General features: G+C 62.9%; 13 protein-coding genes. 7 read left to right on the top strand and 6 right to left on the bottom strand.

Annotated features, from left to right (window positions below):
* Window positions 1-4: 4 nt before the first annotated feature.
* Together C666_RS12160 and C666_RS12155 are read right to left on the bottom strand one after the other, a co-directional pair.
* Window positions 5-2,692 (bottom strand): bifunctional acetate--CoA ligase family protein/GNAT family N-acetyltransferase, encoded by a 2,688-nt coding sequence (locus C666_RS12160; RefSeq protein ID WP_004339399.1) that lies wholly within the window; start codon window positions 2,690-2,692, stop codon window positions 5-7.
* A gap of 174 nt (window positions 2,693-2,866) precedes the next feature.
* Window positions 2,867-4,270: a sensor histidine kinase gene (locus C666_RS12155; RefSeq protein ID WP_004339395.1), complete on the bottom strand. Its 1,404-nt coding sequence runs from the start codon at window positions 4,268-4,270 to the stop codon at window positions 2,867-2,869.
* A gap of 243 nt (window positions 4,271-4,513) precedes the next feature.
* On the opposite strand from C666_RS12155, the gene C666_RS12145 reads away from it, so the two are divergent.
* Window positions 4,514-5,068: a class I SAM-dependent methyltransferase gene (locus tag C666_RS12145; RefSeq protein WP_004339393.1), complete on the top strand. Its 555-nt coding sequence runs from the start codon at window positions 4,514-4,516 to the stop codon at window positions 5,066-5,068.
* Here C666_RS12145 and mnmH read toward each other — a convergent pair.
* Window positions 5,041-6,141, bottom strand: coding sequence for a tRNA 2-selenouridine(34) synthase MnmH (gene mnmH, locus C666_RS12140; RefSeq protein ID WP_004339390.1), 1,101 nt, complete (start codon window positions 6,139-6,141; stop codon window positions 5,041-5,043). The two genes, C666_RS12145 and mnmH, sit on opposite strands and share 28 nt — an antisense overlap.
* Window positions 6,142-6,199: 58 nt before the next feature.
* Between mnmH and selD the strand changes: the two genes are divergently transcribed.
* Complete coding sequence (selD, locus tag C666_RS12135) at window positions 6,200-7,240, top strand: selenide, water dikinase SelD (RefSeq protein WP_004339388.1); 1,041 nt, start codon at window positions 6,200-6,202, stop codon at window positions 7,238-7,240.
* Window positions 7,241-7,254: 14 nt separating this feature from the next.
* Here the strand turns inward: selD and C666_RS12130 are convergent, their stop codons facing one another.
* On the bottom strand, window positions 7,255-7,869 hold the full coding sequence (locus tag C666_RS12130; RefSeq protein ID WP_004339385.1) for an arylesterase: 615 nt from the start codon (window positions 7,867-7,869) through the stop codon (window positions 7,255-7,257).
* Between C666_RS12130 and C666_RS12125 the strand changes: the two genes are divergently transcribed.
* Complete coding sequence (locus C666_RS12125) at window positions 7,853-8,587, top strand: ABC transporter ATP-binding protein (protein ID WP_004339384.1); 735 nt, start codon at window positions 7,853-7,855, stop codon at window positions 8,585-8,587. The genes C666_RS12130 and C666_RS12125 overlap by 17 nt on opposite strands.
* Window positions 8,588-8,610: 23 nt before the next feature.
* On the opposite strand, the gene serB is transcribed toward C666_RS12125, so the two are convergent.
* Window positions 8,611-9,441, bottom strand: coding sequence for a phosphoserine phosphatase SerB (serB, locus tag C666_RS12120; protein ID WP_004339381.1), 831 nt, complete (start codon window positions 9,439-9,441; stop codon window positions 8,611-8,613).
* Window positions 9,438-10,517 carry a 3-deoxy-7-phosphoheptulonate synthase gene (locus C666_RS12115; RefSeq protein WP_004339379.1) on the bottom strand — a complete coding sequence of 360 codons (1,080 nt, stop codon included), beginning with the start codon at window positions 10,515-10,517 and terminating at the stop codon, window positions 9,438-9,440. Before C666_RS12115 ends, serB begins: the two co-directional genes overlap by 4 nt.
* 246 nt (window positions 10,518-10,763) lie before the next feature.
* On the opposite strand from C666_RS12115, the gene C666_RS12110 reads away from it, so the two are divergent.
* The 4 genes from C666_RS12110 (at window position 10,764) to C666_RS20505 (ending at window position 16,805) form a co-directional block, all read left to right on the top strand.
* Window positions 10,764-11,273: a sigma-70 family RNA polymerase sigma factor gene (locus tag C666_RS12110; RefSeq protein ID WP_028792309.1), complete on the top strand. Its 510-nt coding sequence runs from the start codon at window positions 10,764-10,766 to the stop codon at window positions 11,271-11,273.
* A 39-nt stretch (window positions 11,274-11,312) separates the two neighbouring features.
* Complete coding sequence (locus tag C666_RS12105) at window positions 11,313-12,287, top strand: FecR domain-containing protein (protein ID WP_004339375.1); 975 nt, start codon at window positions 11,313-11,315, stop codon at window positions 12,285-12,287.
* 138 nt (window positions 12,288-12,425) lie between these two features.
* Window positions 12,426-15,827: a TonB-dependent receptor gene (locus C666_RS19845; protein ID WP_081593441.1), complete on the top strand. Its 3,402-nt coding sequence runs from the start codon at window positions 12,426-12,428 to the stop codon at window positions 15,825-15,827.
* Window positions 15,828-15,890: 63 nt separating this feature from the next.
* The gene (locus C666_RS20505; RefSeq protein WP_154666215.1) at window positions 15,891-16,805 is read left to right on the top strand and encodes a HupA family protein; all 915 of its coding nucleotides are present in this window, start codon (window positions 15,891-15,893) and stop codon (window positions 16,803-16,805) included.
* Window positions 16,806-16,837 lie beyond the last annotated feature (32 nt).

Here is a 16,837-nt window from a genome sequence, read left to right as displayed (position 1 = left end):
GCCATCAGTCCTGCAGCGCCAGCACGCCGAGCTTGACGGTGTTGTCCTCGGGATCGTTGCTGAGCACGAAGCCGAGCTTCTGCACGAACTTGAGCATGCGCTCGTTGTTCGACAGGAAGACGCCGTTCATGTACGAGATGCCGCGGCTGCGGGCGGTCTCGATCAGCACGCCCATCAGCTTGCGCGCGAGGCCGCGGTGCTGCCAGTCGTCGGCCACGACCACGGCGAATTCGCAGGACTCACCATCGGGGTTCACCGCGTAGCGGCAGACGCCGATTTCCTTCTCCTTGCCATCGACTTCGAGCGTGGCGAGGAAGGCCATTTCACGGTCGTAGTCGATTTGAGTCAGGCGCGCGACCATCGCCGGCGGCAGTTCGCGCATGGTGTTCATGAAGCGGTAGTACTTGGTCTCGGACGAGAGTCCGCGCACGAACTCGACCTCGAGTTCGGCGTCCTCGGGCTTGATCGGGCGGATCGTCACGGTGGTGCCGTCCGGCACGATCCAGTGCTGGGTCAGGTGCGAGGGATAGGGGTGGATCGCCATGTGATCGTAGCGGTCCGCGGTCGGCGACACGTTGTCCACGATGATGCTGGCGTCGACCGCCACCGCGCCGTTCTCGTCGACGATCAGCGGGTTGATCTCCATCTCGGTGATCCACGGCAGTTCGCAGGTCATTTCCGAGACCCGCAGCAGCACCAGCTCCAGCGCATTCATGTCGACCGCGGGCAGATGGCGGAACTCGGCCAGGCGCGTCGAGATCCGGGTCGAGCGAATCATGTCCTTGACGAGATAGCTGTTGAGCGGCGGCAGGGCGACGGCGATGTCGCGGTTGGCCTCGACCAGGTTGCCGCCTTCGCCGAAGGTGATCACCGGGCCGAACACTGGGTCGCGCTTCACGCCGACGACCAGTTCGCGGCCGTTGCGCTTCTGGATCATCGGTTCGATGGCGATGCCGTTGATGACCGCGTCGGGCTGCACGCGCTTCACCTCGTCGAGGATTTCCTGGTAGGTCGAGCGCACCGCGGCCAGGCTGCGGATGTTGAGGCGCACGCCGCCGACGTCGGACTTGTGCACGATGCTCGGCGAGTCGATCTTCATCACCACCGGCAGGCCGATTTCGGCGGAAAGCACCATCGCCTCGGCGGCGGAGCGCGCAACGACGGTCTGCGCGATGGGAATGCGGAAGGCGGCCAGCAGCGCCTTCGATTCCATCTCGTTGAGCTTCTTGCGGCGCTCGGACAGCGCCATCTCGATCACCAAGCGCGCGCTCTCGATCGAGGGTGGTGACAGGTGCGACAGCGACGACGGCGTCTGCATCAGCAGCTTCTGGTTGCGGTAGTAGGCCGAGATGTGGCTGAACAGCTCGACCGCGGGTTCCGGCGTCTGGAAGTGGGGGATGCCGGCCGTGCTGAATTTCTGGCGCGATTCGGTGACCAGGTCCTCGCCCATCCAGCAGGCGACGACCGGCTTGTCGGCGGTTTTCTCCAGTTCGATCAGCACGTCGGCGACATCGCCGGGGTTGGTGATGCCTTGCGGTGTCAGCATCACCAGCACGCCGTCCACGTTCGGACCTTCGAGTACGGCCTTCAGGGCCTTGCCATAGCGGTCGGCATTGGCATCGCCGAGAATGTCGACGGGGTTGCCCTTCGACCAGTTCGCCGGCAGCACGGCGTTGAGCTTCTCCATCGTGCTGTCGGCGAATTCGGCCAGCGGAATGCCGATGTCGGCCGCACGGTCGGCCGCCATGATGCCCGGGCCGCCGCCGTTGGTGATGACCGCCAGGCGGTTGCCGCGCGGGCGGAAGTGCGAAAACAGCGCATTGGCCGCGGCGAACAGCTGGCCGAGGTTGTACAGGCGGATCACGCCAGCGCGGCGCAGCGCCGCGTCGAACACCGCGTCGTCGCCGATCGGCGACGCGGAGTGGGAAAGGATGGCACGCGAGGCCTCCGGGTGGCGGCCGGCCTTGATCAGCAGCACGGGCTTGACCCGCGCCGCGCCGCGCAGGGCGCTCATGAAGCGGCGTGCGTCGCGGACGCCTTCCACGTACAGGAAGATGCTCTCGGTACGCGGGTCGGAAATCATGTATTCGAGCACGTCGCCGAAGTCGATGTCGGACGAGGTGCCCAGCGAAACGACGGCCGAGAAGCCGACGTTGTTCGGCTTGGCCCAGTCGAGGATGGCGGTACAGAGCGCGCCCGACTGCGAAATCAGGCCGATGCTGCCTTTCTGCGCGCTGGCATGGGCGAAGGTGGCATTGAGGCCGAGCTGCGGGCGCATGATGCCCAGGCAGTTGGGGCCCAGCAGGCGGATGCGGTGGCGGTGGGCGGCGTCGATGACCTGGCGTTCGAGCAGGGCGCCGCGCGGCCCGGCTTCGGAGAAGCCCGCCGACAGCAGGATCGCGGCCTTGACGCCCGCGCGCCCGCAGCTATCCATGATCGCGGGCGTCTTTTCCGCGCGCACGGCGATCACGACCAGGTCGAGGCGCTGGGGGACATCTTCCACCGATTTGTAGCAGGCGACGCCATGCACCGACTCGTGCTTGGGGTTGATGGCGAACAGCTTGCCCTTGTAGCCCGCATCGAGCATGTTCCGGACCAGTACGCTGCCCAGCGAGCCTTCGCGTTCGCTGGCACCGATGATCCCGACCGAACGCGGCTCGAGGAGCGGGGAGAGATAGTGCATGTCTTTCATGGCTGCAACCTGTTCTGGATGAGTTCTCTGGCGCTTCTGCCCATGAAACAGGGCGTTTGCATAAATTAACTGTGTTAATCACTGATTATACTGCAGTGCACAAAATTCGCGTCGCCGCCGACGATTAAAGCTCAAAACAGCGTACCGACCCGGGCATCCCGTCACGTTTTCACCTCATTGTCCGAGAGTGAACAAGAAACGTGCGCCTTCGCCCGGGCGGGACTCCGCCCAGATCGAGCCATCGTGGCGCTGCACGATGCGCTGCACGGTCGCCAGCCCGATGCCGGTGCCGGGAAACGCCTCGTTCGCATGCATGCGATAGAACGGCCGGAACAGGTTGCCGGCGTGATTCATGTCGAAACCGGCGCCGTTGTCCTCGACGCAGAACACGCGGCGGTCGTTGATGCGCTCGGCGCTCAGCGCGATCCGGGCCGGCCTGCGCTGAGCGGTGAACTTCCATGCGTTGCGCAACAGGTTGTCGAGCATGGAGAAGATCAGTGCGCGGTCGGCGGTGACATTGAGTCCCTGGGTGATCTCGACCTCCACCTCGCGTCCGGGCTGTTCGGCCTGAAGCTCGTCGATGATCTGGTGGGCAAGCTCCGACAGGTCGAACGTCTCCTTTTGCAAGGGCTGCCGGGTCAGCAGGGCGAGATTGATCAGTGCGTCGATCAACTGCGCCATGCGTTCGGTTGCCTTGCGGATGCGCGCCAGGTGTTCGCGGGGACGGGCTTCGATACGGCCATCCAGTTCGTCTTCGAGGATGCGGGCGAAACCGTCGATCGCGCGCAGCGGCGCGCGCAGGTCGTGCGAGACCGAGTACGAAAAGGCTTCCAGCCCGCGGTTCGACGCCTCGAGCTCGGCCGTGCGCAACCGGACGCGGGCCTCCAGCTCCTGGTTGAGGTTGCGCAGGCTCAGTTCGGCGACCTTGCGCGCCGAGACGTCGTCCACGGTGCCGGTCAGGCCCGCTTCGCCCAACTCCGCGCCCCGCGCGCGACGCGCGGTGACCTCGATCCAGCGGATTTCGCCGCCACGGGTGCGGAGGCGGAATTCGTGTTCGCAGACATCGCTCGCGCCGGTCGTCAGGTTGCGCAACAGTTGCGCCGCGGTGTCCCGGTCGTCGGGATGGAAGAACTCGTACAGCGGCTTGCCGAGGCTGTTCTGGATGCCATGGCCACTCAGCTTGCGCCACACGCTGTTCAGATAAATGAGGCGTCCTTGCGGGTCGGTGCGGAAAATGACCTCGTTGACGGATTCGAGCATGTCCAGATAAAGGCTGTCGCCCTGCAGGAGCAGGGCTTGCTCCACCGCGCGGGCCGCGGTATCGGGCACGTCGGGCGCCGGCTCGGGCCCGGGCGCTGGCGCTGGCGCTGGCGCTGGCGCTGGCGCTGGCGCTGGCGCTGGCGCGGCGGGAACGGCGCGGCGGCGTGCCAGGACATAGCCCAGCACGATCCCCGCCAGCAGGCACAGCGGCAGCCACATCCAAGGCGCGTCGGCAGTTGGCGATGGCTGGGTGTCGGCGGCGGCGGACGGGCGTAGGGCGATGAACAGCGCAAGCCCTGCGCCGACACGGGCCGGCATCGGGATTCGTCCTGAAGCTGAAACGTCCTTGCCCACGGCGCGATCCATTGCCTTTTCAGAAACGGGCCAGGCGGGAGCGCTGGCGAGTGGCTGAATTCTATAGCACAGATCCGGGACAGGATGCATCGGCATGCCGCAACCATTCACCGATCATGCCGGATGCCATGCGTGCTGCCGGGCGCAGCGGGCGGGCGAGCTGGTTAGAATGCGTGCTGCACGTCCAACGACAAGTGGAACTCTCTCATGCACGACGTCCTGCACACCGCTGCGGCAACCCCCTCCGGCTGGGTGACGCGCTTTGCGCCGCTGATCGCTTCCGGCGGCGAAGTACTCGACTATGCCTGCGGCAGCGGCCGCCATGCGCGCTGGCTGGCACAGCGCGGGTTCCGCGTGGAAGCCGTCGACCGGGACGGCATTGCCCTGCAGTTGTTGCAGGGCCTGCCCAAGGTAAGCACCCGCGAGGCGGACCTGGAAGGTGGGGCGTGGCCCTATGGCGGGCGCCAGTTCGATGCCGTCGTGGTCACCAACTACCTGTTCCGCCCCTACTTGGCGCAGTTGCTGGTGTTGCTGCGGCCTGGCGGGGTGCTGATCTACGAGACTTTCATGCTCGGCAACGAGCGCTTCGGCAAGCCGAGCAATCCGGATTTCCTGCTGCGCCCCAACGAACTGCTCGAACGGCTGAGGGGCGAATGGACCGTCGTCGCGTTCGAGCAGGGCGAGGTGCATTCACCTCGTCCGGCTGCGGTGCAGCGCGTGTGCGCCGTGCGTGGTCAGCCCGGGACGCTGGTGCTGCCCTGAACGGGCGCAGCGGCCCGCTCTTGTGCCGGGTCGGTCTGCAGTATCCGCCGGGCCAGAACATCGATGCCGGCCGGGCCCAAGTCGTCGGTTTCCAGCCGGGGAGCGGTGCCGAAGGCGAAGTAGTTGCCGTTTTGCGAGCGGCGGTAGTGGGGGTCGTAGTGCAGGTCGATCAGTTCGCCGAAAAGTTCGGGCAAGGCGCGAGTTTCGGCCAGTGCGTGCCATTGTGCGATGGTCTTGCGGCTCTGCAGTTCCGCGAGGCGGTCGATGTTGGACTGCAGGCGGGCGATGTCGTCGCCGAGGTAGGCGTAGTCGCGCACCAGAAAGGCCAGCCGGGCTTCGCGCGTGGCCTCGATGGCGACGCAGGGTGAGCGGCGCATGGCCATGATCAGGGGCTCGGGCAGGAACAGGGCGCCGATCTTGCGGCTCTCGGCTTCGATATGGACGGGGCGGGCCGGGTCGAAGGCCCTCAGCCGGGTCCACAACGCGGTCTCGAAGTGCTTTTGTGTCGGCTGGGGGCGGTCGGGCAGGGCGCCGAGCACCGATCCCTTGTGGGCGGCCAGGTCCTCCAGGTCGAGCGTTTGCGCACCGGCGCGCGCCAGCGCCTCGAGCACGCGCGTCTTGGCGCTGCCGGTGGGGCCGCAGATGACGCGCCAGCGCAGCGCGGGCGCGAAATGGGCGATTTCTTCGATGACGTGGTGGCGGAAGCGCTTGTAACCGCCCTGGAGCTGATGCGCGTCCCAGCCCACCATGCGCAGCCAGGTCGTGAATGCGCCGCTGCGCTGTCCGCCGCGCCAGCAGTAGATCAGCGGGCGCCAGTTTCTGGGCTTGTCCTTGAGATGGTCCTGCAGATGGCGGGCGATGTTCTCGGCGACCAGGGCGCCGCCCAGCCGCCTGGCCTCGAAGGCAGACTGCTGCTTGTACAGGGTGCCGACGACGATGCGCTGCTCGTTGTCCAGCACCGGCAGGTTCACTGCGCCCGGAATGCGGTCCTCGGCGAACTCGGCCGGGCTGCGGGCATCGATGATCTCGTCAAAGCCGGAGAGCTGTGCTACGGTCGCAACGCCTTTCTTCATCTTCGTCGCGGCTGCGCTTTCCGTTCCGGCCCGCGCGCCCGCTGCTCCTTCTTTCAATATGAACGAAATCAAACTCACGCAATTCTCCCACGGCGGCGGATGCGGCTGCAAAATCGCGCCGGGCGTGCTGTCCGAACTGCTCGCCACGTTGCCCGGCGGCCTGGTGCCGCCCGAGCTGCTGGTGGGCACCGATACCGCCGACGATGCGGCGGTCTATCGGCTCAACGACCGCCAGGCCGTCGTCGCCACCACGGATTTCTTCACGCCGATCGTCGACGATCCGCGCGACTTCGGCCGCATCGCCGCGACCAACGCCTTGTCGGATGTCTACGCGATGGGCGGCACGCCGATTCTCGCGCTGGCCATCGTCGGCATGCCGCTCGACAAGCTGCCGCGCGAAGTCATCGGCGAGATCCTGCGGGGCGGCGCCGAGGTGTGCCGCGACGCCGGCATTCCCATCGCCGGTGGCCATTCCATCGACGTGCTGGAGCCGATCTACGGCCTCGTGGGGCTGGGCGTGGTCGATCCGGACAAGGTCAAGACCAATGCCGGCGCACGCGACGGTGACGTGCTGGTGCTGTCGAAGCCGTTGGGCATCGGCATCCTGTCGGCGGGCTTGAAGAAGGGGTTGCTGACGCCGCAGGGCTATGCGCAGATGATTCGCTGGACGACCACGCTGAACCGCGCCGGAGCACGGCTTGCCGATCTGGAGGGGGTGCACGCCGTCACCGACGTCACCGGCTTCGGCCTGGCCGGCCATCTGCTGGAAATGTGCCGGGGCGGAAAGCTCGGCGCAGAAGTGCGTTTCGATGCTTTGCCGGTCATCGACGAGGCGGCCGCGCTGCTTCGGGAAGGCGTGGCCACCGGGGCATCGACACGCAACTGGGCGAGCTATGGCAGCGACGTGCGCTTGCCGGACGAGGCGCCCGAATGGCAGCGCAAGCTCGTGAGCGATCCTCAGACCTCGGGCGGGCTGTTGATCGCCTGCGCCGAAAGCGCGCTGGCCGGGGTGCAGGCAGTGATCGCCGAGGCCCAGGGCGAGCCGGGCACCGTGATCGGCCGCATGCTTGCCGGCGAGCCGGTGCTGAAGGTGGTCTGAACGGACGAAGCTGCTCAGTTCCGCTTCAGCAGGGGTTCGAGCCCGCGCCAGACGGTGTCGAGCACCAGCGGCTGAGCATCGGCCGTGGGATGGATGCCGTCGGCCTGGAAGCGTTCGGGCTGGCCGGCGAAGCCTTCCAGCAAAAAGGGCACCAGCGGCACTTGCTGCGCTTTGGCGACGTCGTCGAAGGTCTGGGCGAAGCGGCGTGTATACGCGGGGCCGTAGTTGGGCGGCATCTGCATGCCGACGAGCAGTATTTGCGCACCGGCGTCGCGGGAGGCGGCGATCATGGCTTCCAGGTTCTCCGCCATCAGTTGCGGGCGCAGGCCGCGCAGGCCGTCGTTGGCGCCGAGTTCCAGGATGACGATGTCCGGCTTGTGGCGTTCGAGCGCGGCCGGCAGGCGCGAGCGGCCGCCGGCGGAGGTTTCGCCCGAGACGCTGGCATTGACGACGGTATGGCGGAACCCTTTCTCCTGTAGCCGCGTCTGCAACAGGGTGGGCCACGCCCGGCCGGGCTCGAGGCCGTAGCCGGCGGACAGGCTGTCGCCCCACACCAGAATCGTCGCCGCGTGGGCGGCGCCTACGAAAAGCAGCATGAAAAAGAAGGTAGCGATGGATCGCAGCGGCATTGAAATCTCCATTCCTGTCATCGAGGTCGAGCGTTTGTCCAAGCGCGTGCGCGTGGCCGACGGCGAGGACGAACTGCATATTCTGCAGGATGTCGGCTTCGCCGTCGGGGCGGGCGAGTCGGTCGCCATCGTCGGCGCATCGGGCTCGGGAAAGTCGACCCTGCTGGGATTGCTGGCCGGGCTCGATGTTCCCGCCTCGGGGTCGGTCAGGCTGCGGGGCACCGAGCTTTTCGAGTTGGATGAGGATGCGCGCGCGGCACTGCGCGGCGAAGCCATCGGCTTCGTGTTCCAGTCGTTCCAGCTTCTGCCGGCGCTGACCGCGCTGGAAAACGTGATGCTGCCGCTGGAGCTGGCCGGCGTGGCACAGGCGCGCGAGATCGCCACGCAGTGGCTGCAGCGGGTCGGGCTGGAAAGCCGGCTGCGGCACTATCCGAAGCATCTGTCCGGCGGCGAGCAGCAGCGCGTCGCTCTGGCGCGCGCGTTCGCGCCCAATCCGCGCCTGCTGCTGGCCGACGAACCCACCGGCAACCTCGATGCCGAAACCGGCCGCGCCATCGTCGAACTGATGTTCACGCTCAACCGCGAGGCCGGTACCACGCTGATCCTCGTCACCCATGACGAATCGCTCGCGCGCCGCTGCGCCAGGGTGCTGCGCATGACGGCTGGGCGGCTGAGCGAGACGGCCGGGGAGGCCGCCACCGGGGCCCGGCTCGGGTGAGGCCGGGCCTGAGTCCGGCCGGTTCAGCCGAAGAGGTCGAGCAGCCCGTCCAGGCCGCTGTGCTCGATGCAGCAGTCCGCCACCTGGCGTAAGGCCGCCTTGGGGTGGAAAGCCACGCCGAAGCCGGCGGCGTTCAGCATCGGGATGTCGTTGGCGCCGTCGCCCGCTGCGATCACCTGATGCGGCTGCAGGCCGAGCTCGTCGCGGATGCGCAGGAGATGGTTCGCCTTGGCCGCGCCGTCGATGATTTCGCCCAGCACGCGGCCGGTCAGGCGGCCATCGAGCACCTCCAGCTCGTTGGCGAAGGCGTAGTCGAAACCGAGGCGCTGCTTGAGGCGTTCGGTGAAATAGGTGAAGCCGCCCGACACCAGCACCGTACGAATGCCGGCGCGCTGCAGGCCCTTGACCAGGCGCTCGGCACCGGGGTTCAGCTGCAGGCGGTGGGCGTAGACTTCGCCCAGTGCGCTTTCGGGCAGCCCCGCCAGCAGCGACACGCGGCGTGCCAGTGATTCGCGGAAGTCGATTTCGCCCTGCATCGCCGCTTCGGTGATCTGCGCGACCTGGGCCTTCAGACCCTGCATGTCGGCGATTTCGTCGATGCACTCGATGTTGATCAGGGTTGAGTCCATGTCGGTGACGAACAGGCCGAAATCGCGCAACTGGCGGCCCGAGGGCAGCCAGGCGTAATCCAGTCCGCCAGCCGCGCAGTTCCGGGCCAGATCGGGGTGGGCCTGGGCCGCAACCAGGCGGAAGGAGCGCGGCGTGATCTGCACGATTTCGCGCGCGCCCGTCAGCTTGGCGACGTTCTTCAGCGCGATGCTGTCGACATCTTCGGCAAGCACCACGAGATTCATGGACGGCTCTCCCGCTTGCCGGCGACTTCGCGCAGCATCGTTGCCGCATTGCGGATCATCTCTTCGGTCGTGTCCCAGCCCACGCAGGCGTCGGTCACGGAACAGCCGTACTTGAGCTGGGACAGATCGGCAGGAATGGACTGGTTGCCGGCCTCGATGTTGCTTTCGATCATCAGGCCGACCACCGAATCGTTGCCCTCGCGGATCTGATGCATCACGTCCTTCATCACCAGCGGCTGATATTGAGGCTTTTTCCAGGAGTTCGCGTGCGAGCAGTCGACGACGATGTTCTGCGCCAGCTTGGCCTTGGCAAGCGCCTGTTCGGCCAGCGAGACCGATACCGTGTCGTAGTTCGGCCGGCCGCCGCCGCCGCGCAGCACGACGTGGCCGTAGCGGTTGCCACGGGTGCGCGTGATCGCCGACTGTCCCTGGCTGTTGATGCCGAGGAAGCTGTGCGGGCTGGCGGCCGACAGGATGGCATTGATCGCCACGTCCATATCGCCGTCGGTGGCGTTCTTGAAACCGACCGGCGTGGACAGGCCAGAGGCCATCTCGCGGTGGGTCTGCGATTCGGAAGTGCGGGCGCCGATCGCCGTCCATGAAATCAGGTCGCCGTAATACTGCGGCGCGATCGGGTCGAGTGCCTCGGTGGCGGTCGGCAGGCCGATCTCGCACACGTCGAGCAGGAACCTGCGCGCACGCTCCATGCCGACGTCGATGCGGAAGGAGTCGTCCATGAAGGGGTCGTTGATGAAACCCTTCCAGCCGGTGGAAGTGCGCGGCTTTTCGAAGTACACGCGCATCACCAGCAGCAGCACGTCCGAGACCTCGTCGGCCAACTGCTTCAGCCGGCGTGCGTAGTCCAGACCGGCGACCGGGTCGTGGATCGAGCACGGTCCGACAACCACGAAAACGCGCGGGTCCTTGCGATCGAGGATGTCCATCACGGCCTTGCGTCCGGCCACGACCGAATCCGCCGCGCGCTCGGTGAGCGGTACGGCGGCCTTGATCTCGTCGGGCGAGGGCATGTGGTCGAAAGCGACGATGTTGAGGTTTTCGGTCAGGGCGGCGGTCATTGCTGAGACTCCGGTGTGCAGCTTGGGCAGCGAAACGCGGAATTGTAACTCCCTAAAGCTTCTGCTGTCCGTCCGCTGTTCGGCTGCGATACCCGTGCTGGTGCATCGACTGGAAAGACTCCAGTCCGGGGCCGTGCCGATGCCGGCCCTCCATATCACCGCTCCGCTGGGAGCCCGGCTTGAGAAAATCCCTATATAATGCGAATCGTTATCATCTGGTGAGTTTGCCATTTGCCTATCATGGGAATGACCGAAGCTGATGCGCTCGCGCAGGATGTCGCCATGCTCTACCAGAACAATCACCGCTGGTTGAGTGCATGGCTGCGGGCCAAAATGGGCAACAAGGCCGATGCCGAAGATCTGGCGCAGGACACCTTCATCCGTGTGCTGTGCGCGCACACCAGCACGCAGATGGCGCTGCGCGAGCCCAGGGCCTACCTGGCTACCGTCGCCGGGCGGTTGCTGGCCAACTTCTACCGCCGCCAATCGATCGAACGCACCTATCTCGAAGTGCTGGCGAACATGCCGCAGAGCGAGATCCCCTCGCTCGAAACCCAGGCGCTGATGAAAGAGGCGCTGCTGGAAATCGACCAGATGCTCGATGGACTGGGGCACAAGGTCAAGCAGGCATTCGTCATGGCGCAGTTCGAAGAACTGCCGTACGCGGAAATCGCGGAGCGGCTCGGTGTTTCGCTGCGCTCCGTCAAGAATTACGTGGCGCGCGCCATGGTGCATTGCAGTGCAATGCTGCCATGAGGCGGGGCATCTTCCGCCGGACTCGGGCCGGGTGCATGCATGAGTAAGTCGGTCAGCCCCATCGAAGAAGCGGCCTTCTGGTATGCCTGCCTGAAGGCAGAGGACGCCACCGAGCAGGACCATCGCCACTGGCAGCAATGGCTCGACGCCAGTCCGTGCAACCAGCAGGCATGGGCGCGGATTCAGCAGATACGCAGCCTGTTCGAAAAGGTGCCTGGCAAGTTCGCCTCTCCGGTGCTGGCGCAGAAGAAAACATCCAGGCGCGCGGTGCTGCGAAGCGCGGTCGTCGCGGCTTGTGCCGGGCTCACGGGGGCGGAAACCTGGCGTCACCTGTCCTCGCCGGAACTGCGTGCCGACTTCCGGACCGGCGTCGGGGAACGGCAGCGGCAGGTGCTCGCCGATGGTTCGCTGCTGTACCTCAACACCCGCAGTGCCGCCGATGTGGTGTTCGATCATCTCGAAAGGCGGGTTCTGCTGCACGCCGGGGAAATTCTCATCGAAACACGGCCCGACAACATGGCCGGGGCCGCACGCCCGTTCATCGTGCATACCCCGCATGGCAGGGTGCGCGCGTTGGGAACACGCTTTGTCGTCCGGCTGCACGACGGGCGTTCCAGCGTGCAGGTACTGCAGCACGCCGTCGATGTGCGTCCGGCGTTGTCGATGGCGCCTGCGGTCCGCCTCGCCGAGGGGCAGGAACTGAGCTTCGACAGCCATGGCACGGACATGCCGCGGCCGCATGCGGCGGGGGCAGGGGCGTGGCGGGACGGGCGGCTCAGCGTCGTGGACATGCGCCTGCACGATTTTCTGGCCGAACTTGCGCGCCACCGCAGGGGCTATATGGACTGTGCCCCCGAACTGGCCGGTTTGCGCGTGTCCGGCGTGTTTCCGCTGGACGATACGGACGCGGCGCTGGGCATGCTGGCCGACGCTTTTCCTCTGCGGGTGCGCTATCTGACCCGGTACTGGGCCACGATCCTGCCGCAACAGGCCAGGAGCGGCGCGTCACGCTGAGCCGGGTTGTACCCCGGCTCCGGCGGCGGATCGTCCGCTTTTCCAGAATTTTTTCCAGAAAGGTGCACTTTCGGCTTTGCTCGCGTGTCCTTCAAGTCGTAACAGTTCTCATTAACTTTACTTCTTCCTGGAACCGCAATGCCTGGAGCAGTTCAATCCCGTGCCACGCCGTCTCTCGCTGGCAAGCAATTTGCCCGCGGACGGCGAAATCTCCGCCTCAACGCCACGCTGCTGTGCATCGTGGCCGCCTTCTTGCCGGAATCCCAGAGCCATGCCCAGGCCTTGTCCGCAGAGCAAGGCGTGCCGCAGCAAGGCCTGCGCAGCTATGACATCGAAGCGGGGCCGCTTGCCCAGGTGCTCAACCGTTTTGCGCAAGAGGCCGGGGTGCTGCTGTCCTTCGACGCAGCGGCCCTGCAAGGGCGGCATTCGGGCGGTGTTCGGGGCAGCCATGCGGTGGGGGATGGGTTCCGGCAACTGCTTGCCGGCAGCGGCCTGGAGGCCATTGCGACGGGAAAGGACACTTACACGCTGCGTCCGGCACTGCCCGAGCTTTCGGGCGAGGACCGTGCATCGAGGAATGCAACTGAACTGAAAGGCGTACTGGTCACTGCCGAGCGTACCAAGGACGAGGTGGGACATGACAACGTCTACGAGAAGGATATTTCCAACCTGTACGTCGACCGCAAGTACATGGAGCGTTACCGGGGTGTTTCGACGGGAGACGTGTTTGCGGGGATGAACGGGGTGTACAACACCGACAACCGGAATGGCTCGGCGTTGTCGCCGAACATCCGTGGCATTCAAGGTAGTGGCCGTATCCCTGTGACAGTGGATGGAACGGAACAGTCCCTGGATGTATGGATGGCCATGCGTGGAATACAAAACCGTAACTATGTAGATCAAAAATTATTTCGTAGCATTCATGTAGAAAAAGGGCCTTCCATCACTCGGGGTCTTAAAGGCGGTCTTGGTGGGTCGGTTGAAATTCGCACCATCGAGGCCGCTGATATTATTAGCGACAATAAGAATTGGGGCTTGGAGATCAAGCTTGGCACCGCTACAAACTCTGTAAAACCCAATACGACTGATCCGTTTCACTATGCCGGAATGGACTATCGGGACATCAATAATGCGTATTCCACAACGTCTATCGGCACTCCTCAGTTGAATTTTGGGGATCCGCAAGGATGGCGGCGAAAACGTAATGAGGTTTCGAAATTAAACTTCGATGATCGAAATGCATTCTTGTCTGGAGCTTACAAGCATGATTATTTCGATGTTTTGGCCGCCTATAGCTACAGCTCACGGGGAAATTATTTCGCTGGAACAAAAGGGGCGTCCAAATTCATTCAGCGTGGCGCTAACCCAGGAACGAACAACTATACCAGCACCTCCAGTTTCTACCCTCAAATTGGCAAGTTGTTCGAGTCGGGATGGGAAGTTCCGCTAACCAGCGCCAGAAATGAAAGCGTACTTCTAAAGAATAACTGGAATATGGCAAATGGAAATAAAATTCATCTTAGCTATAGCCGGAACAAGCTCGAATTTGCCGAAATGCCTGCGCTCTTGTCCGACTGGATGCTTTGGTACACGGAAACAAACCAGTTTACGCCTGATGCTAGGACGAGGCTCATGTATCCGATGCCGAATACAGAGGTGACGCAAGAGAGTTACCGCCTGGGATATGAGTTCAAGCCGGAAGGTTCAAAACTGGTCGATCTGGAAATGTCGCTATGGCGCACAGATAGCCGCAGTAAGCGCTATCAGAATGGGGACAACACTTATCAGATGCCTGATCGAGATCGACCATGGGACGATTGGGTAAGGTGCAATGTCCTGGCGCCCGAGCTTGCCGCTCAGGCATATGAATGCAATGGCCTGATAGGTGCAACTGCACCGCAGCGGCAACCAAATACGGACGGGCGCTATAACGTGGTTATAGCGACAGAGCAACTAGGCTGGTCGGAACGTACCGGCTTCGATATCAGCAACCGTTTTCAATTTGACAATAATCTGAAGCTCACCGTTGCAGCCGATTACCAGTACGAGCGTCAACAGGAAAGAAAACCGGATTTTCCTGCGGGGATTGATCTTGCCGGATCCAACAAATTCTTTGGCCCAGCTTCCGGGAGACGGAAGGAATATGGCGCTAGCCTGAATCTTGACTGGCAGCCTGCCAGCCGGCTGCAATTGTCGGCTGGGGTCCGTTACGGCTCCTACTGGAGCTTTGATGATGAACTCGATCATCGGCGCCAAAGCCAGGAATGGCCGGCGAGGCCTGAAAAGACGCACCAAGTCCTTCGGTATCAGCGGCTAATGAGTGATGAAGAACTTGAAATGGCGAGTGCAATCTGGTCTGCGCCTGATTTCCAGCAAGCCTGGAATGAATTGATGGATTATCAAGAGCGCAACAACATAGTTGATGGTGGTTTGCTTTCCCCTTATAGGGATCGTCCTACAGGGTTGAAATACGTGGGGATCGAGAAGGAGGTCCCCTTGATTGATGGCAAGGCAGATCGTAACCAGAATCCCTTCTACAACGGTTCGAATGACTTCCACGAGACTGTGGAGAATCCTCAAGGTCTGGGCGGCACTGCCAATAAATACAGAATATATGACACCTCGTTCGGCGCCTACAGGCTCAAGCCTGCGACCAACCCGTGGCGAAGGCCGGTCAAACGCCGTGCGGACGCCTGGTCAGGGCAGTTTGTTGCCTCGTATGCCTTGAGTGAGCGTTCGCGCGTCTATATGCGTTTCGGCAGCATGGTTCGCTTTCCAAGCTTGTATGAATCGGCCAGCAATACTTATGGTATCAATGAGTATTTCGCTGGCTCTACGATCAAGCCCGAACGCAACGAAGCATGGGAAATTGGCTACGGCCACAATTTAGGCGGCTTGTTACAGAATCTCGAGTTGGCTGATGTGAAAATAAGCTATTTCCACAACACGATTCATAATTTTTACGACCGCAGCACTACACTGGAGAGCATCCAGTTTGACCGGAAAATAATAAGCGGTATTGAGTTTCAGGCTCGAGCCGATAGTGGCCGTTATTTCGGTAATTTCGGCATGACTTATCGCTTGAGGCAGGATATGTGTGACAAGGACTACGCCGTCATGCTCAGTCCATATCAGAATCGTATTCCTGCGTGCATGCCCGGCGGTTTTTCGAGCAGTCTTTCATTTACCAGCTTGCAACCCAAGTACTCTATAAATCTGGATCTGGGCGCCCGATTGCTGGAGCAGAAAAACTTGGAAGTTGGTGCCCGATTGCGCTATCACAGCCGCGCCGAAAACAAAAAAATGGACAGCTTGCTCCGCGCAGGGGCCAGTGAAGCTTATATCTACGGAATCCGGCCCTATTATTGGGACCCGGTCAAGTTGCTTGATCTGTACGCAGAGTATCGTTTCGACAAAAATGCCAGCATCCGTGTCGCCGCCGAGAATGTGACCGATCGGTATTATATCGACCCATTATCCAAATCGCCGATGCCCGGCCCCGGCCGTACCATCATGATGGACGTGAGCGTTAATTTCTAAGTTTTTTGCTGGTTTTCGTAAAAACCAGTTTCCGCAGTTCCTTTGCTCTATTGGAGAAGTAACATGAATGAGTTCAAGCTTTCCCTCGTGGCGTTGGCATTGGCTGCTTCATCGGCAGCGTTCGCTGCTGCGCCCAATATCCAAGGTGGTGCATCAACTGGCCTTATCAACGTTACCACGCCTTCCAATGCTCCGTTCTTGCCACCGGCAGCGGTGGGGTACGCCGGCATTCAAGTGGGCAGCTCTTACTCGATCGACATGTTGGCCGGGCCTATCAGCCAGGCAAGTAGTGGCCCGTGGGGCTATCTGCCCCCTGCAATGGGTGGAGGCGTGATCGCTCAAGTATGGAACAACACTTCCAACACCACTGCGAATATCTACAGCCTCCGACAGGTTACGGCACCGCCTGCTGCCATGCCTGCATTTGGCGGTCTCGTGATCGGGCAGGTGAAGGATGCAAGCGGCGTTGCTTATGCCAGAGGAGCAGGGGTGTATTTCGGTGAGTGGTCGCCGCAGGGCACCCCCGTTGCCTATCCTGCCACAAGTACCGATCTGAACATGGGGGACAATGACCGTACTGTTTGGTACGTGGGCGATAATGCCGTTACCGCTGCCAACATGCCGTCGGCAATCAACGCGACGTATAACGTCGTCGGCATCCGTCAAACCGGAGTCGCTACTGCTGGATATGGTTCGAACCTGCCCAGCTCCCCGGATCTGTACACCGGAGCAGTTACGGCCAACTATTCGTCCGGCTCGGGTTCGATGTCCGGTTCGATCAGCCGTTACAGCGGCACTCAGGTCGTAAGCTTCAGCGGTACCGCCATCAGCAGCAACGGTACTTTCAATAACGGCAGCAATCTTGAAGGCCGCTTCTACAATGGCGCTCAAGCGCTGGCAGGTATTTATCTGGGAGCTACGGCGCAGGATGACGTTGCCTTCGGCGGCAGCAAAGTCAGCGGCACCATCACGCCTTGATGCCTGACCACTCTCCACTGGCGGCCACCAGC

It is taken from the genome of Thauera linaloolentis 47Lol = DSM 12138 (assembly GCF_000310205.1).
Classification (GTDB): Bacteria; Pseudomonadota; Gammaproteobacteria; order Burkholderiales; family Rhodocyclaceae; genus Thauera; species Thauera linaloolentis.
This window is presented reverse-complemented; position numbering and strand designations above follow the sequence as displayed.